Raw genomic sequence first — 23,349 nt, forward strand, 5'->3', positions numbered from 1 at the left:
AACGATCACGCAAAACGCCGCCCCCAGGGCGGCGTTTGCCGTTCAAGGGGACGGGAACGCAGGCAATAGCCGGGCCGATCGTAAAAGCGCGGGCAAACGCGAGCGGCCAAGCGACCGACGGATGGGCGGCAGTGCGATAACTGTAAAATTACTCAAAATTTGGGCGCAGACACCCAGAATCAAGACGGGTCCTGCCACGCGGCCCCGTTGGGCCGTCGCCCACCCTTTTCCGGAATACCCTGAGAAGAGACCCCAGACGCACGTCTCCCTACGACACGCCATCACCTGTCCGAGGCCACCGCCTTAGAGTGCGCTGACCTCAGTCCGGCTAAAATCTATGTGAGCGCGGCTTAGGTCCGGCCCAAGGAATATCCCGACCCCCGCCTCGACGCTACGTGAGGTCAGTTCCAACTCTCCGGACGCGAATTGAAACAGGAACGTCCCCGGCTCGCCGGCGAAGCGGACAAAACCCTTGGCACGGTGGAGCCGCGTGGGTGCGGCGGCGAACCACGCCCGAAAGGCCGCACGATCGACTGGACGATCCAACGTCACCACCACAGATCTGAAGGTCGCGTCATGCGGGGCGCTCCTCAGGACGGCGCGGGGCCGCAGGTGCGTGCCCGCCAGGACGGAGCCGGACATTTCGGTCCGTCCCAGGATTTTTGCCTCGGTATTCAGCGCGGCAATAAGCGACCGCACCCCGCCCTCAGCGGCTGTGTCGATCCGGTCCAGACGCGACAGCAGGACGACATCTGCCCCCGCGACTTGCGCCTCCAGGACGCGGGCGATGCGCGGGTCTGCGAGGCGCGCGGCAAAACTTTCGGCGCAGGCCACCGTGACGACCCGCTGGCAATCAAGGTCCGGCTCGGCATGGGCGATGCTGGTCAGCCGCTGCGGCTCGGCGACGCCGCTGGCCTCGATCACCAGGCGGTCGATGCTGTCCCGCATCGCGAATACCCGGTCGAAGGCGCGAAAAAGATCGCCGTCCATGCTGCAGCACACGCAACCGTTGGTTAGTTGCAGCACGCCCCCGCTAGCCCCGGCGATCAGGCCTGCGTCGATCTGCACCGCGCCGAAGTCATTGACCATTACCGCGATCCGCTGCGTCGCACCGGCTAGCAACTCGTTCAACAGTGTCGTCTTGCCGGCTCCCAGATAGCCGCAGATGACGTTGATGGGCAGAGGCGTCATGCGGCCTGGGCCTGCGTCGGCCTTCCGCCCAGCACCGTGGCCCGCACGCGCACGTCGCGAAGGCTGGAAATGGTCAGCGGATCGTCCTCGAGCACGGCAAAGTCGGCCCGCTTCCCGACCTCGATCGAGCCAACCTCGCCGTCCAGTCGCAATGTGTAGGCCGCGCCGAGCGTGACCGCATAGAGGGCCTCCTCCCGCGTCAGCCGCTCGCTTTCGCCGAGGACACGGCCTCCTTCAGTCTGGCGGGTTTCGGCGCACCAGGCGGTGAACAACGGGGCCAGCGGGGTGATCGGCGCGTCAGAGTGGATCGCGAGCGGAACGCCATGGTTCAGCGCCGTGCGGCACGCGTTCATGCGGGTCGCGCGATCCGGGCCGACGGTGACTTCGTAATGCTTGTCACCGAAGTAGTAGAGGTGGTTGGCAAAGAGATTGGCGCAGCAGCCAAGGCGCCCCATGCGTCGGAACTGCGCTGCATCGGCCATCTGGCAATGCTGCAGCGTGTGCCGGTGGTCCGGCCAGTTGCGCGATGGCAGGGCAGCCTCGATCGCATCCAGCGCGGCGGCGCTCGCGGCATCGCCGTTGACGTGGATGTGCATCTGGACCCCGCCAGCGTGCAGCTTGGCTGCCAGCAGCCCAAGTGCCTCGGGGCCGATGTTCCAAAAGCCGTTGTCATCGCCCCGGTAATAGCCGGGCCACCGCAGCTGCGCGGTAAACCCCTGGATCGACCCGTCGGTCACGATCTTGACCCCGCCGAGGCGCAGGCGGTCGTGGCCCTGCGCGGCCAGCCACAGCGCCCGCTCGACCAGCTCATCGGGGGGCAGGGTGTGGGCCGCCAGCATCGGCACGATCCGGACGGGATAGGCAGGATCGGCCGTCACCCGCGACAGAAGCGCAAGCTGATCGTCGCTGAGTTCGGATACGAGGTCGGTCGAGGTCGTGACCCCCGCCCGCATCGCCGAGCGGGCAAAGTTCCACAGCCCCCCGTTCGAAATAGAAAGGTCGCGAAAGCTTGCCCCGACGCGGCGCATGACGGGATACATGGCACCCATCTCGTGCAGCTCGCCATGCAGGCTGCCGTCCTTGTCCTTCAGAACGCCGGGTACATCGGTTGCATCATCATAGCCCGCCATCGACAACGCAGCGGTATTTGCCGTCAGCAGGTGCATGTTCGAATGCAGGATCACGACCGGGCGGTCCGACACGGCGGCGTCCAGATCGCGCCGTGTCGGGCGCGGGCCCTCGATAAACAGCGGATCGAACCCCCAAGCGATTAGTGGTCCCTGGGGATGCGCGAGCGCCCATTCCTTTAGTCGCTCGATCAGCGCCTCGCGTGTCGGCGCGCCGTGGGCAATGGAGCCGTCCGGCTGAACGCGGTCGTAATGACCGAGGTAGAGGTGCTTCCAGACCGCGCCCTCCATCAGATGCGCATGCCCTTCGACAAGGCCCGGCATCAGCACTGCGTCGGCGAAGCTGTCATCGATGTCGTACCGGCCCCAGTCCGCCATCTCGTTCGCATCGCCGACAGCAAGGATCAGCCCCTCGGGCGAGACGAGCACCCGGTCGGCCGCCGGCCGGGCCGGGTCCATGGTGATGATCTGTCGGGCTGTGAACATCCGGTTGGTCATGGTCGCCCTCATTTTGCGGTGCCTGCCGCATGATAGGCGCGTGACGCTACGCCAATGAAATGTATTGTCTTGATGAACATGCTTGGAAAGTTTGAGGGTCGCCGGATGCACTACACGATCAAGCACCTGCGCTACACCGAGGCGGCGGCCCGGCACGGCTCGATCACCGCGGCGGCCGAGGCACTGGCGGTCTCGCCCTCGTCGATCGCCGCGGCGATCGACGGGATCGAGGCGCAACTGGGGCAGCCGGTATTCGTTCGCCAGCCCTCGCGTGGGGTGGCCGCCACTCGGTACGGCCGCCAATTCCTGGATGAATTGCGAGCTCTCCTCGCGGCTCAGTCACGTTTCGACCGCCGCATCGGCGAGATCGACCGCGGCGTGGACGGGACCGTCCGAATTGCCTGCTTCACCCCGATGGCGCCGATCATGCTGCCCACCATCCTGACCGAAGTCCGCAACCGGCACCCGAATCTGGTGACCCATGTGTTCGAGGGTTCGGTCACTGAGATCATCACGGCGGTCGAGGATGGCAGCGCCGATCTGGCCATCGGCTACAGCGACCTCATGCCCACGAACGGCCCCTTTATTCCGCTGTTCACCGCCTATCCCCATGCGGCGCTGCCACGGGCACATCCACTGGCCAGCGGCGATTATGTCACGCTCGAGCAACTCGCCGCAGAGCCCCTGGTCGTCCTAGATCACGAACATTCCCGCAAGTACCTTATGGGTCTCTTTGCGGCGCGCGATCTGCGGCCAAATGTCGTCTATTCGGCGCGGACAACCGATACCATGCGCTCGCTAATCGCGGCCGGACTGGCATATGGCGTGTTCAACATCCGGCCGATCGTCAAACAGAATTACGGCACCGGCGATCTGGTGCGTCTGCCCTTGGCGGGCGACCACGACTCGCCCCGGGCCGGGATTTTTCATCGCGATGACGCGAGGTTAGGCTCGGTTGCCAGCGCGGTCGTTGCAGCCTGCCGCGAGCAGGCTGCTGCCGGGGCCTTTGAGCCCGCCATTGTGCGGCCGTAGCTATCCCCGGATTTCCTGAGGAAGTTCCCCGGACAAAATGGATTTGATGGGTGAATGACCGCGCGTCACGGTGCCTTCACAAAGCCGATATCCAGCAGGAGAACGCAGATGACGACGCGCAATTGCCTTGGCCGCCGCCCCGTTCTGGGCGCCCTTCTGGGACTTACGATCCTGACCCAAACGCCGATGGCGCTCGCTCAGGTCGCGGCGCCGGCAGCCGCCCCGGCCGAGGTCCAGACGGGCGGCACTCTGGTTGTGGCGAGCCTCCAGAAGCCCCGGCACCTCAATCCGGCCGTGCAATCGGGCATCGCCACCGCCGTGCCCGGCGCTCAGATTTTCGCAACTCCGCTGCGTTTCGGCGCGGACTTCACCCCCCAGCCCTATCTGGCCGAAAGCTGGTCCTTCAGCGAGGATCAGAAGGTATTGACGCTGAAGCTGCGCCAGGGCGCGGTTTTCCATGATGGACAGCCGATCACCGCAGAAGACGTCAAATATTCGATGGACGTCGTGAAGGCCAACCATCCCTTCAACAGCATGCTCGCCCCAGTGAGCTCGGTCGAGGCGACCGACCCGCAGACCGTCACCATCACCATGTCCCAACCCCACCCGGCGATCCTGCTGGCGCTGTCTTCGGCCCTCATGCCGGTGCTGCCGAAGCACGTCTTTGACGACGGCACCGACATCAAGGCCAGCAGCCACAACAACCTGCCCGTAGGCTCTGGCCCGTTCCGCGTCACTGAGTTCGAGCCAGGCCAGCACATCATGCTGGAGAAGTTCGACAAGTTCTTCCTGCCGGGCAAGCCCTACCTCGACCGGATTGTCATCAAGCAATACAAGGACGCGAACTCGGCCGGCCTCGCGCTCGAGGCGGGCGAGGTTCAGCTTTACCCCTATCTTGACTCGACCCGGCTCGTGCAGCGGCTGGAAAAGAAGTCCAACATGACCGTAACCGATCAAGGCTATGCCGGCATCGGCGCGATGAACTGGCTGGCCTTCAACACCAAGCATCCCGCGTTGTCGGACGTGCGTGTGCGCCAGGCGATCAGCTACGCGCTGGACCGCAATTTCGTCACCAAGGCGCTGCATGGCGGGCTGTCCAAACCGGCCTACGAGCCGGTCGTCTCATCCAGCCCGTTCTACACTGACGCGGTCGAGAAATACGATTTCGACCTCGACAAGGCCAAGGCGTTGCTGGCCGAGGCGGGCTATGGCGAGGGGGGCAAGCCACTTGCGCTCAGCATCGATTATCTGCCCGAGAACGAAGAGCAGCAGCACGCGGTGGCCGAATACGTCAAAGCCCAGCTGGCCAAGGTGGGGATCAAGGTCTCCGTCCGGGCCTCGCCCGACTTCCCGACCTGGGCGCAGCGGGTGTCGAACCATGATTTCGACATGACAATGGACCAAGTGTTCAACTGGGGCGATCCGGTTATCGGCGTGAATCGCACCTATGTGTGCGACAATATCAAGCCGGGCGTCGTGTGGTCGAACACCCAGAGCTATTGCAACCCCGAAGTCGACAAGCTGCTGGCTTCTGCCGCGGTCGAGCCGGACCTCGCCAAGCGCAAGGAGCAGTACGCCCAGGCCTTTGCGCAGATCACCCGCGTCGCCCCGATCTACTTCGTAAACGAGGCGCCCTATTTCACGGCCTACTCCGATGTGGTGCAGAATCCGCCGGTGTCGATCTGGGGTCCCATGGGTCCGATGGATGAGGTCTGGCTGAAAAAATAAGCCGCCGCTCCGACCGTCGAAACGAACAAGGGGGATGGCCATGCGAGGCATCGTCAAAAGGCTTATCTGGGCAGCGGGGCTCATACTGGCGGTGCTGGTACTCAACTTCCTGCTGATCCAGTTGGCACCGGGCGACCCGGCAGAGGTCATCGCTGGTGAAATGGGCGGCGCCAGCGCCGATGTGATGGCCGGGATCCGGGCGCAGTATGGGCTCGACAAGCCGCTGCCGGTGCAGCTGGGCCTCTATTTGGGCAAGGCCCTGCAGGGCGATCTGGGCGTTTCCTACTACTATAACCGGGCTGTGGCGGGGCTGATCCTGTCTCGAGTCGGGCCGACCCTCTTGCTGGTCGGCTCGGCACTGGCCTTTGCTCTGATTGTCGGCACCCGGCTGGGGCTTCTGGCCTCGCGCAATCCGCGGGGCCCTGCCTCGGCGCTGGTCACAGTGCTGTCGCTTATCGGCTATGCCGCGCCTGTCTTCTGGACCGGGTTGATGCTGGTGATCCTGTTTGCCGCCCGCATCCCCCTGTTTCCAGTCTCGGGCATGCGTGACGTGACGGGCGCGACGGATCTGGTGTCGCGGACGCTGGATGTCGCCCATCATTTGGTGCTGCCCGCCCTGACGCTGGGAATTGTCTACCTGGCGCAATACAGCCGTCTGACCCGGGCCGCGATGCTCGAGGTGCTGGGGTCGGACTATATCCGCACCGCCCGCGCCAAGGGTGTGCGCGAGCGGCGGGTCTTTACCCACCACGCCTTTCGCAACGCGCTGCTGCCGGTCGTGACAGTCGCCGGGATGCAATTCGGCACGATCCTTTCCGGCGCGGTGCTGGTCGAGACAGTGTTCAGCTGGCCCGGTCTTGGCACGCTGGCCTTCGATTCCATCCTCGCGCGCGATTATCCCACGATCCTGGGCATCCTGTTCTTTTCGACCCTCATCGTCATCTGCGCAAACCTGTTGACCGACGCGGTCGCGCGCCGGCTTGACCCGCGCCTGCAGCAGAGGGGCTGACGCATGACTGATCTGTCCACCAATCCGGCGATGCCCGGCGCTCCAGTCCCCGGACCTGTCCCGGCAGCCGTGACGCGCCCTCAAAGCCCCTCGGCCGAGGCCTGGGCCATGTTCCGCCGCAGCCCGGCGGCGCTGCTGGGCCTCGTGCTGGTCGCAGTGGTCGTCGTGGCCGCACTGGCCGGGCCGCTGATCTACACCGTCGATCCATTCGAGATCGTCTGGGGCCCGCTGACCGCCCCGGGCACCGAGCCGACCGTGCCGCTGGGCACTGACAATCTGGGCCGTGACATCCTGGCGGGGCTGCTTTCCGGCGGCCGGGCAACACTCGCCGTGGGCGTCTCGGCCGCCATCATCACCGTGGTGATCGGCGTGCTGGTCGGTGCGGCCGCCGGCTACTATGGCGGCACCACCGACGAGGTTCTGATGCGCGTGACCGAGTTCTTTCAGGTCCTGCCGCCCCTGCTGTTCGCAATGGTCGTCGTCACCCTGTTCACGCCGACGCTGACCACCGTTGCACTGGCGATCGGCGTCGTCAGTTGGCCCCAGACCGCGCGACTGGTCCGGGCCGAGTTCATGCGCATCCGCGCGCTGGAGTATGTCCGGGCCATGCGCTCGATCGGGGCGTCGGACCGTTTCATCATCTGGCGCACCATCCTGCCGAACGCACTGCCCCCCTTGATCGTGTCTGCCACCCTGACGATCGGCGGCGCTATCCTGTTCGAGGCCGGCCTCAGTTTTCTGGGCCTGTCCGATCCCAACACCATGTCGTGGGGCCTTATGATTGGCACCGGGCGTGAGTATTTCCTCGACGCCTGGTGGGTGGTGACGCTGCCCGGGGCACTGATCTTCCTGACGGTTCTGGGTGTCAGCCTGCTGGGCGACGGCCTGAACGATGCCTTCAATCCCCGCCTGAGGGAGCGCTGATCATGGCCCCATTGCTGGACGTTCAGAACCTGCGGGTCGAGTTCAAGACCCGCGCCGGCACCGCCCGCGTGCTCGACAATGTCAGCTTCGCGGTCGAGTCGGGGCGCATCCTCGGGATCGTCGGCGAATCCGGTTGCGGCAAGAGCATGTCGGCGCTCTCGATCCTCGGGCTGGTGCCCAGCCCCCCGGGGCAGGTCAAGGGCGGCCGTATCATGTTCGACGGGCGCGATCTGCTGAGCATCGCTCCGGAGGAGATGCGCCGGCTGCGCGGCGGCGAGATCGCGATGATTTTTCAGGAGCCGATGACCTCGCTGAACCCGGTATTCACCTGCGGGGACCAGATCGCCGAAGCGGTGCGCCTGCACCAGCCGGTCAGCGCGGCCGAGGCCCGCAAGCGTGCCGTCGAGATGCTGCGCGCCGTTGCCATTCCCGAGCCGGAGGCGCGGGCCGACACCTACCCGCACCAGATGTCGGGCGGGATGCGCCAGCGGGTGATGATCGCCATGGCGCTGTCCTGCCGCCCGCGCCTGCTGATCGCCGATGAGCCGACGACCGCGCTGGATGTGACCGTCCAGGCGCAGATATTCGCCCTGCTGCGCGATCTGCGTGACCAGACCGGCACTGCTATCGTCATGATCACGCATGACATGGGCGCGATCGCGGAAATGGCCGATGACGTGGCGGTCATGTACGCGGGCCGGGTGATCGAGAAGGGACCAGCCGACGCCATCCTTGACCAGCCGGCGCACCCCTACACCCAGGGGTTGCTGAACTCGATCCCGCGGCTCGATCTGGACCCCTCGGGCGATCTGCCCGAGATTCCGGGGGTCGTCCCGCCGCTGACAGAGCTGGGCCACGGCTGTGCCTTCGCAGACCGCTGCCCGCACGCCTTCGCCCCCTGCCGCACGATAGAGCCGCGCCACGTCACCGTCTCGGCCGAGCATTCGGCCGCCTGTCACCTGTTGTCCGGGATGGAGGACGCGGCATGAACGCACAGCCCGTAAAAGCCGAACCGCAGCAGGCCGCCGCTGCGCCCTCGCCTGATCTGCTCGCCGTGGATGACATTCGGGTGCATTTTCCCGCCCCCGGCGGACGCACTGTCCATGCCGTCGATGGCGTCTCGCTGGCCGTCCAGCGGGGCCGGACCTTTGGCGTCGTCGGCGAATCCGGCTCGGGCAAGACGACGCTGGCGCTTGCGGTGATGCGCCTCGTTCCGATCACCGGCGGCCGGCTGACGCTGCACGAGCGCGACATCACCACGCTCGACGGCAACGCGTTGCGCGAGGTGCGCCGTGATTTCCAGATGGTCTTCCAGGACCCCTATTCTTCGCTGAACCCGCGACCGGGTCGGCATGCTGATCCGCCAGCCGATGGACTTGTTGGACGTCGGCGTGCCCGCCGAGCGTGACGCCCGCGTGGACGAGTTGATGCGCCAGGTGGGTCTGCGTCCTGAAATGAAATGGCTGTATCCGCATCAATTCTCGGGCGGGCAGCGGCAGCGGATCGGTCTGGCGCGGGCGCTGGCGACCAATCCCGCGCTGGTGGTGTTCGACGAGCCGGTCTCGGCGCTCGATGTCGCCGTGCAGGCGCAGGTCCTGAACCTCATCCGCCGCCTGCAACGCGAGCGTGGGCTGACATACCTTTTCATCTCGCATGATCTGGGAGTAGTCCGTCAGGTCTGCGACGACGTCGGTGTGATGTATCTTGGCCAGATGGTCGAGGCAGCGCCGGCAGCCGCCCTCTATGCCGAGCCGCTGCATCCCTACACGCAGGCGCTGATCGCTGCGGCGCCGTCGATGTCGCAACGGCGCGTGGCGCGGCCAGCTCCCATCCAGGGCGACCCGCCCAGCCCCATCAACCTGCCCCCCGGCTGCCGGTTCGCCGCGCGCTGCCCCCTCGCCCAGCCGATATGCCGCGAAGCCCCACCGGCCTTGCGCGAACTGCGCCCGCAGCACCGCGTCGCTTGCCATTTGGCAGCCTGACTACGCTCGCATCCTAAGGGGTGGAACCCGACAAGACGGTTAGCGCCTGTTTCCGGGCGAGTGGTTTTCCTCTGGCTGGAGAACAGCCTGGCCGCGCTCGTCGGCCTCTCCCAAACCCCCTCATCCTTAAGTCTTAGACCACCCCCAGACGCCCAGCACCGCCCCCAAACACCGCTTGACCCCGCCGCGAAGCGGGTGCCAATTTTGCGCGCTGACGTCTCGGCACTGCGCGCACTGGGGAGGGCGCCCTGAATGAAACACGTTCTTATTGCTGCATTTTTTGGTATCGCGGCCGGCACAGCTGCCCTTGCTGACGGTCCGGTCGACATCAGCAAAGTGAACAAGGACCTGATCACCACGGCCGATGACAAGAAATACTCCATCGCGACGGTGGTGAAGGTCGACGGCATCGCCTGGTTTGACCGGATGCGCGAGGGTGTGGACCAGTTCAAGGCAGACACGGGCAACGATACTTGGATGGTCGGGCCGTCGCAGGCCGATGCCGCGGCCCAGGTCCAGATGATCGAGAACCTGATCGCCCAGGGCGTCGATGCGATCTGCGTCGTGCCCTTCAGCGTCGAGGCGGTCGAGCCGGTGCTGAAAAAGGCCCGCGACCGCGGCATCGTCGTGATCACGCACGAGGCTTCGAACATTCAGAACGCCGACTATGATATCGAGGCGTTCGACAACAAGGCCTACGGCGCCAACCTGATGAAAGTGCTGGGCGAGGCGATGGGCGGCAAGGGCAAGTATGTCGCGACCGTCGGCAGCCTGACCTCGAAATCGCAGATGGAATGGATCGACGGCGCGGTCGAATACCAGAAGGCCAATTTCCCCGAGATGTCGCAGGCCGTCGACCGGCTCGAGACTTATGACGACGCCAACCAGGATTACACCAAGCTGAAGGAGGCGATGACCGCCCATCCCGATATCACCGGGATCGTCGGCGGGCCGATGCCGACCTCGGCCGGGGCGGGCCGCCTGATCCAGGAAGGCGGCCTGCAGGGCAAGGTCCATTTCGCCGGCACCGGCCTTGTCTCGGTCGCGGGCGAGTACCTGACCAATGGCGATATCAGCTACATCCAGTTCTGGGACCCGGCGGTTGCCGGCTATGCGATGAACATGCTGGCCGTCGCCGCGCTGGAGAAGAAGAACGACATGCTGAAGCCTGGACTCGATCTGGGGCTGGCCGGCTATACCTCGCTGGTCGCGCCCGATCCGACAAAGCCGAACCTGATGTATGGCGCCGGCTGGGTCGGCGTCACCAAGGACAACATGGCGGATTACGACTTCTGATCTGACATACCAAAGGTGCGGGCCGCTGGACGGCCCTCGCCATTCCGCCTGGTGGAAAGCCGATCATGACCGACACCCCGGACGTCGCCCGCACGCCCTTGATCGACCTGCTCGGGGTGACAAAACGGTTCGGCGGCGTGACCGCCCTGCGCGATGTCTCGATGTCGATCTACCCCGGCGAGATCCTGTGCCTCGCGGGCGAGAACGGGTCGGGCAAGTCCACCATCATCAAGGTCATCTCGGGCGTCTACCGGGCCGACGAAGGCGCGGTCCTGATCGATGGCCAGCCTGTCGGGGCCTATGATCCGGTAAAATCCACCTCGGCCGGGATCGAGGTGATCTATCAGGATTTCGCTTTGTTCCCGACGCTGTCGGTGGTCGAGAACCTGACCCTGAACGGTTTTCTGCGCGAGGGGCGGCAACTGATCGACCGGCAGCGCGCCCGCGCGCTGGCCGCAGACGTGCTCGCCCGCCTCGGGGTGAGCCTGCCGCTGGACGCGGCGGTCGAGACGCTGCCGACCTCGGGCAAGCAACTGGTCGCCATCGCCCGCGCGGTGCTGGCCAACGCCCGGCTGATCATCATGGACGAGCCGACCACCGCCCTGACCGGGCTGGAGGTCGAGCGGCTGTTCCGCATTGCCCGCGATCTGCGCGCGCACGGCATCGCCATCCTCTTTGTCAGCCACAAGATGCGCGAGATGCTGGAGATTTCTGACCGGCTGGTGGTGTTCCGCAACGGCCGCAAGGTCGCCGAAGGGCCGATCGCCGACTTTGACGAGCCGGCGATCACCCGCGCCATGACCGGGCAGGACTTGGACCGCGGCAGCTTTGACTGGCACGGCGAGGCCGGCGTGCCCCGGTTGGAGATGCGCGGCGTCACTGTGCCGGGCGAGATCGCGGATATCTCGCTGCGGATCATGCCGGGCGAGGTGGTCGGGCTGACGGGGCTGATCGGCTCGGGCCGGACGGAACTGGCGCTGGCGGCATTCGGCATGCGTCCGGGGCACGGCGGTCAGATCCTGATCGACGGCGCGCCGGTGCGCCTTGCCCGCGTCCAGGACGCCATCGCCGCCGGGATCGCCTATGTCCCCGAGGATCGGCTGGGCGAGGGGTTGTTCCTGAGCCGCTCGATCCGCGACAACAGCATTGTCGCCGCGATCCCCCGTTTCGCGCGGAGCGGCTGGCTCGACCGACGCCGCGCCGCGGCCGCGACACGGCGCATGTTCGAGGCGATGCAGATCGCCGCGCCCTCGACCGAGGTGGCGGTCGGCACCCTGTCGGGCGGCAACCAGCAGCGCGTCGTCATCGGCCGCTGGCTGATGACGGGGGCCAAGGTGCTGATCCTGAACGGCCCCACCGTCGGCGTCGATGTCGGCAGCAAGGCCAAGATCCACGCGATCATTCACCGTCTCGCGCGCGACGAAGGGCTGGCCGTCTTGATGATTTCCGATGATGTCCCCGAACTGGTAGCGAACTGCAACCGCGTGCTGATGATGCAGCAAGGCCGCCTCACGGGTGAACTCTCCGGCGACGCCCTGACCGAGGCACAGGTCGCCGGCGCCTTCAGCCGCACCCCCCTGGCCGAGGCAGGCGCATGAGAGCGCGCGCCGCCGCGCCCGCCTGGTGGCGCAGCACCGAGGCTATGGTCGGCGGCATCCTGCTGCTGGCGATGGTCCTGATCGGGCTGGTCAACCCGGCCTTCTGGTCGCCCGACAACCTCTTCAGCCTGCTGCGATCCAACGTGGTGATCGGCATCATGGCGCTGGGCGTTCTGGTGGTCATGATCTCGGGCGGAATCGATGTCAGCTTCACCGCCTTTGCGGTCGCCGGGATGTATCTGGTGGTCCGGGCGATGGTCGCCTGGGGCATCGACAGCGTGTTCGCCGCCTTTGCCGCCGCGACCTTGATCGGCGCGCTGCTGGGGTTGGTGAACGCGAGCATCATTCACCGGCTGCGCATGATCCCGCTGATCGTCACCCTCGGCACGGCCTCGATCGTGCGTGGGCTGGTGCTGGGGCTGGTCGGCACCTCAAATGTGAACATCAACAAGTTTCCCAAACCTCTGATCGCGTTCGGACGCACCGATCTGGTGACGCTGACCAATGCCCAGGGCGCGACTTTCGGCCTGCCCGCGACGCTGCTGATCTACCTCGGCGTCGCGCTGGCGCTGCATCTTGTGCTGACCCGCACCATGATCGGCCGCAGCGTCTTCGCCTACGGCGCCTCGCCCGAGGCGGCGCAGCGCGTCGGCTTTCGCACCGGGCGCACGCTGATCTTTGTCTATGTCCTCGCCGGCGCGCTGGCGGGGATGGCGGGCCTGCTGCATTCGTCGATGATCTGGCTGGCCAACCCGCGCGATTTCGTCGGCTGGGAGCTTGACGTGATCGCTGCCGTCGTCCTTGGCGGGGCGTCGATCTTTGGCGGCCGGGGCAGCGTTCTGGGCACCTTGCTTGGGGTTTTCATCATCGTCATGATCAAGAACTCGCTGATCCTGATGGGGATCGACACGACCTGGCAGCGGGTCGTGGTCGGCGCGATGCTGATCGGTGCGACCGCGCTAACCGCGCTGCGCGACCGCAAGGCATTGGCATGAGGGGGGCGGGCGACATGGACGATCCCGCCCGCGCCGCCCCGGGTCTGGGCGCCCGACTGGCCGGGTTCGGCGGCAACGCCAATTTGCAACTGGCGCTGGTCTGCATCCTGATCATGGTCGTCATGACGGTCATGAACCCGCGCTTTCTGACCGCCTATAATTTTGAATCCATGGCCTTCTTTCTGCCGGAACTGGGGATCCTGTCGATCGCGATGATGATCGCGATGCTGACCGGCGGCATCGACCTCAGCGTCGTCGGCATCGCCAACCTGGCAGGCATCGTCGCCGGGCTGTGGTTCCAGCGCTCGGGCGGGGCCGAGGCCGGGCCGGCGGTGGTCGCGGTGGGCGTCCTGCTGGCGCTGGCGGTCGGACTAGTCGCGGGCGTGCTGAACGGCCTCCTGATCGCGAGGGCGCGCATCACGCCGATCCTCGCGACTCTCGGCAGCGGCCAGGTGTTTACCGGCCTGGCGCTGGTCCTGACCGGCGGGCCGGCCATCGTCGGCTTTCCCGCGGCTTGGAACGCCATCGGCAACGGCCATCTGGGGCCGGTCCCGGTGCCGTTCGTGATATTTGTTGCGATCTGCATCGCTGTCTGGCTGCTGCTGACCCGGTCCGCCCTGGGCCTGAACCTGATGTTGATCGGCACCAACCCGCGGGCCGCGGTCTTTGCCGGGGTTCGGCGCACGCAGATGCTGATCTACAGCTATGCGCTGACCGGAATGCTGGCTGCAAGTGCCGGCATCCTGCTGTCGGCCCGCACCAATGCCGCGAAATCCGACTACGGCGCGTCCTATCTGCTACAGGCGGTGCTGATCGCGGTGCTGGGTGGCACCAATCCGGCAGGCGGGCGCGGCAGCGTCCTCGGGGTCGCGCTGGCGGTCGTCTCGCTGGTGCTGCTATCGTCCGGCTTTCAGATGATGCGGGTGTCGAACCACCTGATCGACTTCATCTGGGGCGCGACCTTGATCATCGTGCTGGCAATCAACGTCTTTGTCACCCGCCGCCGCGCCGGCGTGTGACCCGCAGGGAAGGACCGCGCATGGCTGGACGCATCGGCGTCGTCGGATCGAACATGATCGACCTGGTGACCTATATCGACCGCATGCCCGGTCCCGGCGAGACGGTCGAGGCCCCCTCGTTCGAGATCGGCTTTGGCGGCAAGGGCGCCAATCAGGCCATCGCCGCGGCCCGGCTGGGGTCGGATGTCACCATGGTCACGCGGGTCGGGGACGACATGTTCGGCCCGCAGGTGCTGGAAAACTTACGCAGCAACGGCGTCGATACGGCCCATTCCCGGGCCGTCCCCGGCCAGCCTTCGGGCGTCGCGCCGATCTTTGTCGAACCCTCGGGAGAGAATGCCATCCTGATCGTCAAGGGCGCCAATGCCACCCTGTCGCCGGCTGATGTGGACGAGGCCGCCGAGGCGCTGGCCAGCTGCGATCTGATCCTGATGCAGCTCGAAGTGCCGCTGGAGACGGTCTATCACACGGTCGCACTGGCCGCCGCCCGGGGCATCCGCACGGTGCTGAACCCGGCCCCGGCCGACCCGACGCTGGATGTGTCCCGCCTGCGCGGCCTTGGCTATTTCACCCCGAACGAAAGCGAGTTGGCTGTGCTGACCGGCCTGCCGACGGGAACCGAGGCCGAGATCGAGGCGGCGGCCCGCAGCCTGATGGCCAAGGGCATCGACGCGATCGTCGTGACCCTCGGCGGGCGCGGCGCGCGGCTGGTCACTGCGGACGGCGTGCACGCCATTGCCCCGGTCACGGTCGAGGCGGTGGACACGACCGGCGCCGGTGACGCCTTCATCGGCAGCTTTGCCCATTTTCATGCTGGCGGGATGGACGCGCCGGCGGCGCTGGCGCAGGCCGCGCGCTATGCCGCGCTGTCGATCACCCGGCGCGGCACCCAGAAATCCTATGCCACCCCGGCCGAGTTCGCCGCCTTCTGCGCGATGCTGGACTAGGCCACACCCCAGTCCAGCACGACCTTGCCCGCCTCGCCCGAGCGCATGGCGGCAAAGCCTTCCTCGAACTGCGCGATCGGCAGGCGGTGCGTGATGAGCGGCGTCAAATCGAGGCCCGACTGCACAAGGGCGATCATCTTGTACCAGGTCTCGTACATTTCGCGCCCGTAGATGCCCTTCAAGGTCAGCATCTTGAAGATGACCTGGTTCCAGTCGATCTCGAACCCCGCAGGGGCGATCCCGAGGATCGCGATCTTGCCGCCGTTGTTCATGACATCGATCATCTGGCGAAAGGCGGGCGCCGCGCCGGACATCTCCAGCCCGATGTCGAACCCCTCGCGCATCCCGATCTCGGCCATCACCTCGCGCAGGTCCTGCTCGGCGACGTTCACCGCATAGGGAATGCCGAGGCTGCGCGCCAGGGCGAGGCGGCCGGGGTTGATATCGGTGACCACGACCTTTCGCGCCCCGGCCCGCTGGGCGACCATCGCGCCCATGATGCCGATGGGCCCCGCGCCGGTGACCAGCACATCCTCGCCGACGCAATCGAAGCTGAGGGCGGTGTGCACGGCGTTGCCGAAGGGGTCGAAGATGGCTGCGATCTCGTCCGGGATATCGTCCGGGATCGGCACGACATTGCTCTGCGGCAGGCACAGGTATTCGGCAAAGCTGCCGGCGCGGTGCACGCCGACGCCCAGCGTGTTGCGGCACAGATGCGCCCGCCCGGCGCGGCAGTTACGGCAGTGCCCGCAGGTGATGTGCCCCTCGCCCGAGACGCGCTGGCCGGGGTGAAAGCGGGTCACGGCCGCGCCGACCTCGGCGATGGTGCCGCTGAACTCATGCCCGGTGACCAGTGGCACGGGCACCGTCTTGGCGGCCCAGGCGTCCCAGTTCCAGATATGCACGTCGGTGCCGCAGATGGCGCTCTTCCCGACGCGGATCAGCACGTCGTTCGGGCCGGGTTCGGGGACCGGCACCTCCTCCATCCACAGTCCCGGCTCGGGGCGCGCCTTGACCAGGGCGCGCATCATGTTGCTGGCCATCAGATGATCCCCATGTCCTGACCCGTGGCGATGAAGGCGGCGATGGCGGTGTCCAGGTCGGCTTCGGAGTGCGCCGCTGACATCTGGGTGCGAATGCGCGCCTGTCCGCGCGGCACCACCGGAAAGCTGAAGGCGGTGACATAGACGCCGCGTGCCAGCATGCCTTCGGCAAACTCGGCGGCGATCCGCGCCTCGCCCAGCATCACCGGGATGATAGGATGACCCGCCCCGGCCAGCGTAAAGCCGGCGGCCCCCATCTCCGCCCGGAACCGGGCGGCATTGGCGTCGAGGCGGGCGCGCAGATCGTCGCCTTTGGCCACCAGATCCAGCGCCACCAGCGAGGCCGCGGTGATGACCGGCGCGAGCGCGTTAGAGAAGAGGTAGGGCCGCGACCGCTGGCGCAGCATGTCGACCACCGCTTTCGGGCCTGCGACATATCCGCCCGATGCCCCGCCCAGCGCCTTGCCCAGCGTCCCGGTCAGGATTTCGACGCGTTCCGCAACACCCAGCGCCGCCGGCGTGCCCCGGCCCTTCGGGCCCATGAGCCCCACTGCGTGACTGTCATCAACGATGACCGTGGCATCATGGCGCTCGGCCAGATCGCAGATCGCCGGCAGCGGGGCGATGATCCCGTCCATCGAGAACACGCCGTCGGTCACGATCACCCGGCTGCGGGCGTCCGCCGCCTCGACCAGCCGCGCCTCCAGCTCGGCCATGTCGGCATTGGCATAGCGCAGCCGCCGCGCCTTGCACAAACGCACCCCGTCGATGATCGACGCGTGGTTCAGCGCATCCGAGATGATCGCGTCCTCGGCCCCGAGGATGGTCTCGAACAGGCCGGTGTTGGCGTCGAAGCACGAGGAATAGAGGATCGCATCCTCGGTCCCCAGCCAATTGGCCAGCCGCGCCTCCAGGGCCTTGTGCGGATCCTGCGTGCCGCAGATGAACCGGACCGAGGCCATGCCATAGCCCCAGCGGTCCAGTGCATCCCTCGCCGCCGCAACCAGGGCCGGATCATCGGCGAGGCCCAGATAGTTGTTGGCACAGAAATTCAGAACCTCGGCGCCGCCGACGTCGATATGGCCGGACTGGGGCGAGGCGAGGACGCGCTCGGGCTTCCACAGGCCATCCTCGCGGATTTGCGCCAGTTCGGCCTGCAGGCGCTTGGCAAGGGTATCGCTCATGGGTCGGCCCTTTTTGCGTTTGCTCGTCCCCGTTTAGCGACGCCCGTGCCCCCCGTCGAGGCGCGCTCGCAGGCACCCGCCGGCCATTGGACAGCCGCCCTGCGGTCTGCTAACCCCCGCCGCAGTTCTGCAAGGCTGCGCACGGGGGCAACATGGACGGCGACGTGAAACCGCGGCACGATGTGGCATCGCATGAGGGACCGGTCTGGACGGGGGTTGCGGCGCGGGAAATCCACGACCTGCCCTTCATGGAGCTGCTGTTCCGCGCGCAGACCGTCCACCGCCAGCATTTCGACCCGAACCGGGTGCAGATCAGCCGACTTCTGTCGATCAAGACCGGCGGCTGCGCCGAGGATTGCGCCTATTGCAGCCAGTCCGCGCATCACAACTCGGGCCTCAGCGCCTCGAAGCTGATCGAGGTGCAGCGCGTGATCGCCGAGGCAAAGCGGGCCCGCGACGCCGGCGCCACGCGCTATTGCATGGGCGCCGCCTGGCGCTCGCCCAAGGAACGCGACATGCCGGCCATCCTGGCGATGGTCGAGGGCGTCAAGGCGCTGGGCATGGAAACCTGCATGACGCTGGGCATGCTGGACGCGGATCAGGCGCTGCAACTGAAGGGCGCAGGGCTGGATTACTACAACCACAACATCGACACGTCCGAAGCGCATTATGGCAATGTGATCACAACCCGCACTTTTGCGGACCGGCTGGATACGCTGGAGACAGTGCGCCAGGCCGGGATCAACGTATGCTCGGGAGGGATCCTGGGGATGGGCGAGGGGCCGCAGGACCGGGTGGACATGCTCGTCTCGCTCGCCAACCTGCCGGAGCCGCCGAAATCGGTGCCGATCAACATGCTGATCCCGATTGCCGGTACGCCCCTTGCCGATGCGCCGCCGGTCGATCCGATCGATTTCGTGCGCATCATCGCAACCGCCCGCATCATGATGCCGACCAGCCACGTGCGTCTGTCCGCCGGCCGCACCGCCATGTCGGACGAGATGCAGGCGCTGTGCTTTTTCGCGGGCGCAAACTCGATCTTCGCGGGCGATACGCTGCTGACGGCGGCCAACCCTGACCAGGATGTCGATCTGCGCCTCATGTCCCGCCTCGGCCTTCAGCCGATGGAGGCGGGCGAGCATTGACCCAGGCGCCTGGGCGGCACGCGGTCTTTGCGCGCGCGCTGGACCAACTGGCCGGTCGCGACCGTCTGCGCGCCCTGCAGGGCGCGGGCGGCTCCGACTTCGCCTCGAACGACTATCTGGGATTGGCTGGCCATCCGCGCATCGCCGCCGCGATCCGTCGGGCGCTGGACGAGGGGATCTCGGTCGGCGCCACCGGTTCGCGCCTGTTGCGTGGGAATGCGGGCGCCCACGAGGCGCTGGAGGTCGAGGCCGCGGCCTTCTTTGGCAGCGAGTCGGCCCTGATGATGGGTGGCGGCTATCAGGCCAATCTGGCGTTGATGGGCACGCTGCCGCAGACCGGCGATCTGCTGCTGCTGGATGCGCTGTGCCACGCCAGCGCCAACGAGGGTGCGCGCCTGTCGCGGGCTGAGGTTGCGCGGTTCCGCCATAACGACCCGGGCCACGCGGCCGAGGTGATCACCGCTTGGCGCCGGGGCGGCGGTCGCGGCGCGGTCTGGATCGCGGTCGAGAGCCTCTATTCCATGGACGGCGACCGCGCCCCCCTGGCCGAGCTGTCCACGCTGGCCGCAGCCGAGGGCTGGTTGCTGGTCGACGAGGCCCATGCCACCGGCGTCTTCGGCACGCAGGGCCGGGGACTGGCTGGCGATCTGGACGGCGCCGGTCATGTGATCACGCTTCACACTCTTGGCAAGGCGCTGGGTGGTAGCGGTGCCCTAATCTGCGGGCCGCGGGTCATCCGCGATTTCCTGGTGAACCGCGCCCGGCCCTTCATCTTTGCGACTGCGCCCTCGCCCCTTATGGCCGAGGCAGGTCGCGAGGCGTTGCGCATCCTTGCCGAAGAGCCGCAGCACCAGGCGGCGCTGCAGGCGCGCATTGCCTTGTTCGGCAGCCGCCTTGCCGCCATGGGCCTGCCGGCCAGCGGCAGCCAGATCGCGGCGCTGATCGTTGGCGCCGATGGCCCGGCTATGGACCTCGCCGCCGCGATCCGCGCGCGCGGTTTTGATGTGCGCGGCATCCGTCCCCCGACCGTCCCCGAAGGCACCGCGCGCCTGCGCATCTCCCTGACGCTGAACCCGACCGAGGCCGAGATGCTGCGCCTCGCCGATACAATCGAGGAACTATGGCCCGCTTTGTGATCACAGGCACCGGCACCGAGATCGGCAAGACGGTGTTTGCCGCCGGCCTTTGCGCACTGACCGGCGGGGATTACTGGAAGCCGGTCCAGACCGGGACAGAGGATGGCACTTCGGACAGCAAGACGGTGCTGCACCTGTCCGGCGCGCGGGTCCATCCGCCCATCTACCAATTCCCGCAGCCCCTTTCGCCGCACCGCGCGGCGGAGCTTGCGGGGGAAACCCTGGACCCTGCCAAGCTCGTCCCGCCGACGGACGTGCCGCTGGTGGCAGAAGGGGCGGGCGGCGTGCTGGTGCCCATCACCCGCGATTTGCTGAGCGCCGATCTTTTTGCCCGCTGGGGCATGCCGGTCGTGCTGGTCTGCACCACCGGCCTTGGCACCATCAGCCACAGCCTGACCGCGATCGAGGCGCTGCGCGGTCGCGGCTGCGCGCTGCACGGTCTGGCCTTTGTCGGCGCGGACAATCCCGACAACATCGCCACGATTGCCGCTTTCTCGGGCGCACGGGTGCTGGGCCGGTTGCCGCGCCTGCCGCGCCTTGACCGGGCGAGCCTGCTGGCCGCCATGACTGAACATTTCGACGTCGAGGATTTCGCATGAGCGCCGTCTGGCATCCGTTCTTTCAGCACGCGACCGAGCCGGTTCCGCCGCGCATCACCCATGCCGAAGGCGCGCGCCTGACCACCGCCGACGGCACGATCCTGATCGATGCCATCAGCAGCTGGTGGGTCACGACCCATGGTCACCGCTACCCGCCGATCATGGCCGCGATCCGCGCCGCGACCGAGGATCTGGACCAGATCATCTTCGCCGGGTTGACCCATGCCCCGGCCGAGGCACTGGCCGAGGGGCTGGTCCAGATGGCCCCAGAGGGGCTGACCCGCGTGTTCTTTTCCGACAGCGGCAGCACCTCGGTCGAGGTCGCGCTCAAGATGGCGCTCGGCTTCTGGGCGCATAGCGGGCAGCCGCGCCATCGCATCGCGGTGATCGAGGACAGCTACCATGGCGACACCATCGGCACGATGTCGGTGGGCGAGCGCGGGGTGTTCAACGCCCCCTACATGCCGTTGCTGTTTGACGTCGCCCGCTTGCCGTTCCCGGCGGGCGACGGTGCCGCCACAATCGCCGCTTTCGAGGCGCTGGCGGACGGCGGCGAGATCGCGGCCCTGATTCTCGAGCCGCTGGTCCTCGGCTCGGGCGGGATGCGGATGTATCCGCCGGCGGTGCTGGCCAGCCTGGCGCAGGTGGCGCGCCGGCACGAGATCCTGCTGATCGCCGACGAGGTGATGACCGGTTGGGGCCGCACCGGTACCCTGTGGGCCTGCGACCAGGCGGGTGTCGCGCCCGATATCCTTTGCACCTCCAAGGGCCTGACCGGGGGCAGCCTGCCGCTTGCGGCGACACTGGCCAGCGAGCCGATCTTTGCCGCGCATTATTCGACCGACCGGCGGCGGACGTTCTTTCATTCCTCCAGCTACACGGCAAACCCGATCGCCTGCGCTGCGGCCTTGGCGAACCTCGAGGTCTGGCGCAGCGAGCCGGTTATGGAGCGCATTGCCACGCTGATCGCCCGACAGTCGGACCATCTGGCGGTGCTGGCGGACGACCCGCGGTTCGAAAACCCCCGCCAGTGCGGCACAATCGCGGCGCTGGACCTGAAGGTCCCGGCCGCTGGCTATCTGGCCGAGGCCGGCCCGCGTATGCGCGCCGATTTCATGGCCCGCGGCGTACTGCTGCGCCCCTTGGGCAATACCATCTATGTGCTGCCGCCCTACGGGATCACCGAAGGGGAACTGGCCAAGGTCTGGGATGCTATCGCGCAGGTCCGGCCGGGCTGACGGATGATCGGGCATCGGAATGGTGCCCGACCACTCAGCTGGCGGTTAAAGGCCCAGCGCCTCGTAGGTGCGGGCGATCCGTCGGATCGCGACGATATAGGCGGCGGTGCGCAGGTCGTTCACCCGGCTGTCGCCGTCCTTGACCTCCATCATCTGCTGGAAGGCGCCGCGCATGATGTCATCGAGGCCGGAGCGGACGAGCGTCAATTCGTCCGCGCCTTGCAGATAGGACTGCTTGAAGCCCTCGGACAGCGTCCAGCCGAGGCCACGGTCGGCGGACAGCCGCTCCAGTTCCTCGGTCAGCAGGCGGTGGCGGGCCTCCTCGCGGCGGCGCTCCATCCGGCCATAGTCCATGTGGCTGAGGTTCTTGACCCATTCGAAATAGCTGACCGTGACGCCGCCCGCATTCGCGTACATGTCGGGGACGATAAAGACGCCCTTTTCGCGCAAGATCGCGTCGGCGGCTGCGGTGACGGGGCCGTTCGCCGCCTCGATCACCATCTTGGCCTTGATCCGGGGGGCGTTCTCCTCGTGGATCACGGCCTCCATTGCGGCCGGGATCAGGATGTCGCAATCGATTTCCAGGGCAGCGGCGCTGTCGGGCGAGAAGGTCGCGCCTGGAAAGCCCTGAACGCCGCCGGTGGCCTTCATGTGCTGGCTCAGCGCCTCGATATCTAGGCCGGCCTCGTTCACCACCGCACCGTCACGTTCGGCCACGGCGGTGATGATCGCGCCATCCTCGCCCGACAGGAACAGCGCCGCGTGATAGCCGACGTTGCCGAGCCCCTGGACGACGATCCGCTTGCCCTCCAGCCCACCGCTGAGGCCCGCCGCAGCGACCACCGCGGGTGTGCGGAACACCTCGCGCAGCGCATATTGCACCCCGCGACCCGTCGCCTCGACCCTGCCCTTGATCCCGCCAAAGCTGAGCGGCTTGCCGGTCACGCAGGCGCGTGCGTCGATATCGCCGGGGTGGAGGCGCTTGTAGGCATCGGCCATCCACGCCATCTCGCGCTCGCCGGTGCCCATGTCGGGCGCCGGCACGTTCTGGCTGGGCGAGATCAGGCTGCGGCGCGACAATTCATAAGTAAAGCGGCGGGTCACGCGCTCCAACTCGTCCTCGTCCCAGGCGCGCGGGTCGATCCGCAACCCGCCCTTACTGCCGCCGAAGGGCAATTCGACCAGAGCGCATTTATAAGTCATCAGCGCCGCCAGTGCCTCGACCTCGTCCTGGTCGACCGACATGGCGTAGCGGATGCCGCCCTTGACCGGCTCCTGATGCTCGGAATGGACGCTGCGATACCCGGTAAAGGTGTGGATCGCGCCGCGCAGCCGCACGCCAAAGCGCACGGTGTAGGTGCTGTTGCAGACCCGGATCTTTTCCTCGAGGCCCGGCTCCAGCTGCATTAGCGAGGCGGCCTGGGTGAACATCCGGTCGACCGACGCCCGGAAAGATCCATGCGCGGGGGGCGGGGGGACGGGGGTGGGATCAGCGACGTTTTGGGCGGCGATTGTCATGCGAGCTTCCTGTCACGCAGCGTCTGGCCAAACTTGCTGCACAGTCCGTCAGATGGACTTGCATTGCAACTAAAGTTGTAGGGCCGCCGGTCAGATTGACCGCCCGCCCCGGCGCGCCAAGGGGCTATGCGGGGCCGCCC

At 66.9% G+C, this 23,349-nt stretch carries 21 protein-coding genes; 16 read left to right on the top strand and 5 right to left on the bottom strand.

The window, feature by feature from the left end:
- Nucleotides 1-303 precede the first annotated feature (303 nt).
- Both DRW48_RS04135 and DRW48_RS04140 read right to left on the bottom strand, forming a co-directional pair.
- Nucleotides 304-1,191 carry a CobW family GTP-binding protein gene (locus DRW48_RS04135; RefSeq protein ID WP_114075310.1) on the bottom strand — a complete coding sequence of 296 codons (888 nt, stop codon included), beginning with the start codon at nt 1,189-1,191 and terminating at the stop codon, nt 304-306.
- Nucleotides 1,188-2,816, bottom strand: a complete 1,629-nt coding sequence (locus DRW48_RS04140) for an amidohydrolase (RefSeq protein WP_114075311.1) — start codon at nt 2,814-2,816, stop codon at nt 1,188-1,190. Before DRW48_RS04140 ends, DRW48_RS04135 begins: the two co-directional genes overlap by 4 nt.
- A gap of 105 nt (nt 2,817-2,921) precedes the next feature.
- Here DRW48_RS04140 and DRW48_RS04145 point away from each other — a divergent pair, with 105 nt between their 5' ends.
- The 12 genes from DRW48_RS04145 to rbsK all read left to right on the top strand — a co-directional run bounded on the left by DRW48_RS04145 (nt 2,922) and on the right by rbsK (nt 15,346).
- Nucleotides 2,922-3,848: a LysR family transcriptional regulator gene (locus tag DRW48_RS04145; protein ID WP_114077345.1), complete on the top strand. Its 927-nt coding sequence runs from the start codon at nt 2,922-2,924 to the stop codon at nt 3,846-3,848.
- Nucleotides 3,849-3,956: 108 nt separating this feature from the next.
- On the top strand, nt 3,957-5,576 hold the full coding sequence (locus DRW48_RS04150; RefSeq protein WP_241963370.1) for an ABC transporter substrate-binding protein: 1,620 nt from the start codon (nt 3,957-3,959) through the stop codon (nt 5,574-5,576).
- Nucleotides 5,577-5,616: 40 nt separating this feature from the next.
- Entirely contained in the window at nt 5,617-6,585 is a 969-nt protein-coding gene (locus tag DRW48_RS04155; protein WP_199286154.1) for an ABC transporter permease, read from the top strand.
- A 3-nt stretch (nt 6,586-6,588) separates the two neighbouring features.
- Nucleotides 6,589-7,509 (top strand): ABC transporter permease, encoded by a 921-nt coding sequence (locus DRW48_RS04160; RefSeq protein WP_114075313.1) that lies wholly within the window; start codon nt 6,589-6,591, stop codon nt 7,507-7,509.
- 2 nt (nt 7,510-7,511) lie between these two features.
- On the top strand, nt 7,512-8,498 hold the full coding sequence (locus tag DRW48_RS04165; RefSeq protein WP_114075314.1) for an ABC transporter ATP-binding protein: 987 nt from the start codon (nt 7,512-7,514) through the stop codon (nt 8,496-8,498).
- Nucleotides 8,495-8,917 (top strand): ATP-binding cassette domain-containing protein, encoded by a 423-nt coding sequence (locus tag DRW48_RS16250; protein ID WP_277870802.1) that lies wholly within the window; start codon nt 8,495-8,497, stop codon nt 8,915-8,917. The genes DRW48_RS04165 and DRW48_RS16250 overlap by 4 nt, the downstream gene beginning before the upstream one ends.
- Nucleotides 8,862-9,491: an oligopeptide/dipeptide ABC transporter ATP-binding protein gene (locus DRW48_RS16465; protein ID WP_277870803.1), complete on the top strand. Its 630-nt coding sequence runs from the start codon at nt 8,862-8,864 to the stop codon at nt 9,489-9,491. The genes DRW48_RS16250 and DRW48_RS16465 overlap by 56 nt, the downstream gene beginning before the upstream one ends.
- Nucleotides 9,492-9,743: 252 nt before the next feature.
- Nucleotides 9,744-10,787 (top strand): autoinducer 2 ABC transporter substrate-binding protein, encoded by a 1,044-nt coding sequence (locus DRW48_RS04175; RefSeq protein ID WP_114075315.1) that lies wholly within the window; start codon nt 9,744-9,746, stop codon nt 10,785-10,787.
- Between the two features lie 65 nt (nt 10,788-10,852).
- On the top strand, nt 10,853-12,385 hold the full coding sequence (locus DRW48_RS04180) for a sugar ABC transporter ATP-binding protein (RefSeq protein ID WP_114075316.1): 1,533 nt from the start codon (nt 10,853-10,855) through the stop codon (nt 12,383-12,385).
- A complete protein-coding gene (locus tag DRW48_RS04185) occupies nt 12,382-13,380 on the top strand; it encodes an ABC transporter permease (protein ID WP_114075317.1) in 999 nt (332 codons plus the stop codon). Before DRW48_RS04180 ends, DRW48_RS04185 begins: the two co-directional genes overlap by 4 nt.
- The gene (locus DRW48_RS04190; RefSeq protein WP_241963371.1) at nt 13,377-14,399 is read left to right on the top strand and encodes an ABC transporter permease; all 1,023 of its coding nucleotides are present in this window, start codon (nt 13,377-13,379) and stop codon (nt 14,397-14,399) included. Before DRW48_RS04185 ends, DRW48_RS04190 begins: the two co-directional genes overlap by 4 nt.
- A 20-nt stretch (nt 14,400-14,419) precedes the next feature.
- On the top strand, nt 14,420-15,346 hold the full coding sequence (gene rbsK, locus DRW48_RS04195) for a ribokinase (protein ID WP_114075319.1): 927 nt from the start codon (nt 14,420-14,422) through the stop codon (nt 15,344-15,346).
- Here the strand turns inward: rbsK and tdh are convergent.
- Both tdh and DRW48_RS04205 read right to left on the bottom strand, forming a co-directional pair.
- Nucleotides 15,343-16,374 carry an L-threonine 3-dehydrogenase gene (gene tdh / locus DRW48_RS04200; RefSeq protein WP_114077347.1) on the bottom strand — a complete coding sequence of 344 codons (1,032 nt, stop codon included), beginning with the start codon at nt 16,372-16,374 and terminating at the stop codon, nt 15,343-15,345. The two genes, rbsK and tdh, sit on opposite strands and share 4 nt — an antisense overlap.
- Nucleotides 16,375-16,388: 14 nt before the next feature.
- Nucleotides 16,389-17,573, bottom strand: coding sequence for a glycine C-acetyltransferase (locus tag DRW48_RS04205; RefSeq protein WP_114075320.1), 1,185 nt, complete (start codon nt 17,571-17,573; stop codon nt 16,389-16,391).
- Nucleotides 17,574-17,821: 248 nt separating this feature from the next.
- On the opposite strand from DRW48_RS04205, the gene bioB reads away from it, so the two are divergent.
- Genes bioB through DRW48_RS04225 form a run of 4 tightly spaced genes read left to right on the top strand, consistent with a single transcriptional unit; the run spans nt 17,822 to nt 21,691 of the window.
- The gene (gene bioB, locus DRW48_RS04210) at nt 17,822-18,718 is read left to right on the top strand and encodes a biotin synthase BioB (protein ID WP_241963437.1); all 897 of its coding nucleotides are present in this window, start codon (nt 17,822-17,824) and stop codon (nt 18,716-18,718) included.
- On the top strand, nt 18,715-19,854 hold the full coding sequence (locus tag DRW48_RS04215) for an 8-amino-7-oxononanoate synthase (RefSeq protein ID WP_114075322.1): 1,140 nt from the start codon (nt 18,715-18,717) through the stop codon (nt 19,852-19,854). The genes bioB and DRW48_RS04215 overlap by 4 nt, the downstream gene beginning before the upstream one ends.
- Nucleotides 19,839-20,453, top strand: a complete 615-nt coding sequence (gene bioD, locus DRW48_RS04220) for a dethiobiotin synthase (protein ID WP_114075323.1) — start codon at nt 19,839-19,841, stop codon at nt 20,451-20,453. Before DRW48_RS04215 ends, bioD begins: the two co-directional genes overlap by 16 nt.
- Nucleotides 20,450-21,691, top strand: coding sequence for an adenosylmethionine--8-amino-7-oxononanoate transaminase (locus DRW48_RS04225; protein ID WP_114075324.1), 1,242 nt, complete (start codon nt 20,450-20,452; stop codon nt 21,689-21,691). The genes bioD and DRW48_RS04225 overlap by 4 nt, the downstream gene beginning before the upstream one ends.
- A gap of 45 nt (nt 21,692-21,736) precedes the next feature.
- Here DRW48_RS04225 and DRW48_RS04230 read toward each other — a convergent pair whose 3' ends face one another.
- Entirely contained in the window at nt 21,737-23,209 is a 1,473-nt protein-coding gene (locus DRW48_RS04230) for a Glu/Leu/Phe/Val family dehydrogenase (RefSeq protein WP_422385748.1), read from the bottom strand.
- Nucleotides 23,210-23,349: the final 140 nt, after the last annotated feature.

Source organism: Paracoccus suum (assembly GCF_003324675.1).
In the GTDB taxonomy this organism is placed as follows: domain Bacteria; phylum Pseudomonadota; class Alphaproteobacteria; order Rhodobacterales; family Rhodobacteraceae; genus Paracoccus; species Paracoccus suum.

Bases quoted from the DNA above. Each gene is read 5' to 3' on its own strand.
- DRW48_RS04180 (WP_114075316.1), top strand. From the start codon at position 10,853: ATGACCGACACCCCGGACGTCGCCCGCACGCCCTTGATCGACCTGCTC.
- DRW48_RS04185 (WP_114075317.1), top strand. From the start codon at position 12,382: ATGAGAGCGCGCGCCGCCGCGCCCGCCTGGTGGCGCAGCACCGAGGCT.
- DRW48_RS04135 (WP_114075310.1), bottom strand. From the start codon at position 1,191: ATGACGCCTCTGCCCATCAACGTCATCTGCGGCTATCTGGGAGCCGGC.
- DRW48_RS16465 (WP_277870803.1), top strand. From the start codon at position 8,862: ATGCTGATCCGCCAGCCGATGGACTTGTTGGACGTCGGCGTGCCCGCC.
- DRW48_RS04205 (WP_114075320.1), bottom strand. From the start codon at position 17,573: ATGAGCGATACCCTTGCCAAGCGCCTGCAGGCCGAACTGGCGCAAATC.
- DRW48_RS04145 (WP_114077345.1), top strand. From the start codon at position 2,922: ATGCACTACACGATCAAGCACCTGCGCTACACCGAGGCGGCGGCCCGG.
- DRW48_RS04230 (WP_422385748.1), bottom strand. From the start codon at position 23,209: ATGACAATCGCCGCCCAAAACGTCGCTGATCCCACCCCCGTCCCCCCG.
- DRW48_RS04150 (WP_241963370.1), top strand. From the start codon at position 3,957: ATGACGACGCGCAATTGCCTTGGCCGCCGCCCCGTTCTGGGCGCCCTT.
- DRW48_RS04140 (WP_114075311.1), bottom strand. From the start codon at position 2,816: ATGACCAACCGGATGTTCACAGCCCGACAGATCATCACCATGGACCCG.
- DRW48_RS04165 (WP_114075314.1), top strand. From the start codon at position 7,512: ATGGCCCCATTGCTGGACGTTCAGAACCTGCGGGTCGAGTTCAAGACC.
- bioD (WP_114075323.1), top strand. From the start codon at position 19,839: ATGGCCCGCTTTGTGATCACAGGCACCGGCACCGAGATCGGCAAGACG.
- bioB (WP_241963437.1), top strand. From the start codon at position 17,822: ATGGAGCTGCTGTTCCGCGCGCAGACCGTCCACCGCCAGCATTTCGAC.
- DRW48_RS04225 (WP_114075324.1), top strand. From the start codon at position 20,450: ATGAGCGCCGTCTGGCATCCGTTCTTTCAGCACGCGACCGAGCCGGTT.
- DRW48_RS04175 (WP_114075315.1), top strand. From the start codon at position 9,744: ATGAAACACGTTCTTATTGCTGCATTTTTTGGTATCGCGGCCGGCACA.
- DRW48_RS16250 (WP_277870802.1), top strand. From the start codon at position 8,495: ATGAACGCACAGCCCGTAAAAGCCGAACCGCAGCAGGCCGCCGCTGCG.
- DRW48_RS04190 (WP_241963371.1), top strand. From the start codon at position 13,377: ATGAGGGGGGCGGGCGACATGGACGATCCCGCCCGCGCCGCCCCGGGT.
- rbsK (WP_114075319.1), top strand. From the start codon at position 14,420: ATGGCTGGACGCATCGGCGTCGTCGGATCGAACATGATCGACCTGGTG.
- tdh (WP_114077347.1), bottom strand. From the start codon at position 16,374: ATGCGCGCCCTGGTCAAGGCGCGCCCCGAGCCGGGACTGTGGATGGAG.
- DRW48_RS04155 (WP_199286154.1), top strand. From the start codon at position 5,617: ATGCGAGGCATCGTCAAAAGGCTTATCTGGGCAGCGGGGCTCATACTG.
- DRW48_RS04160 (WP_114075313.1), top strand. From the start codon at position 6,589: ATGACTGATCTGTCCACCAATCCGGCGATGCCCGGCGCTCCAGTCCCC.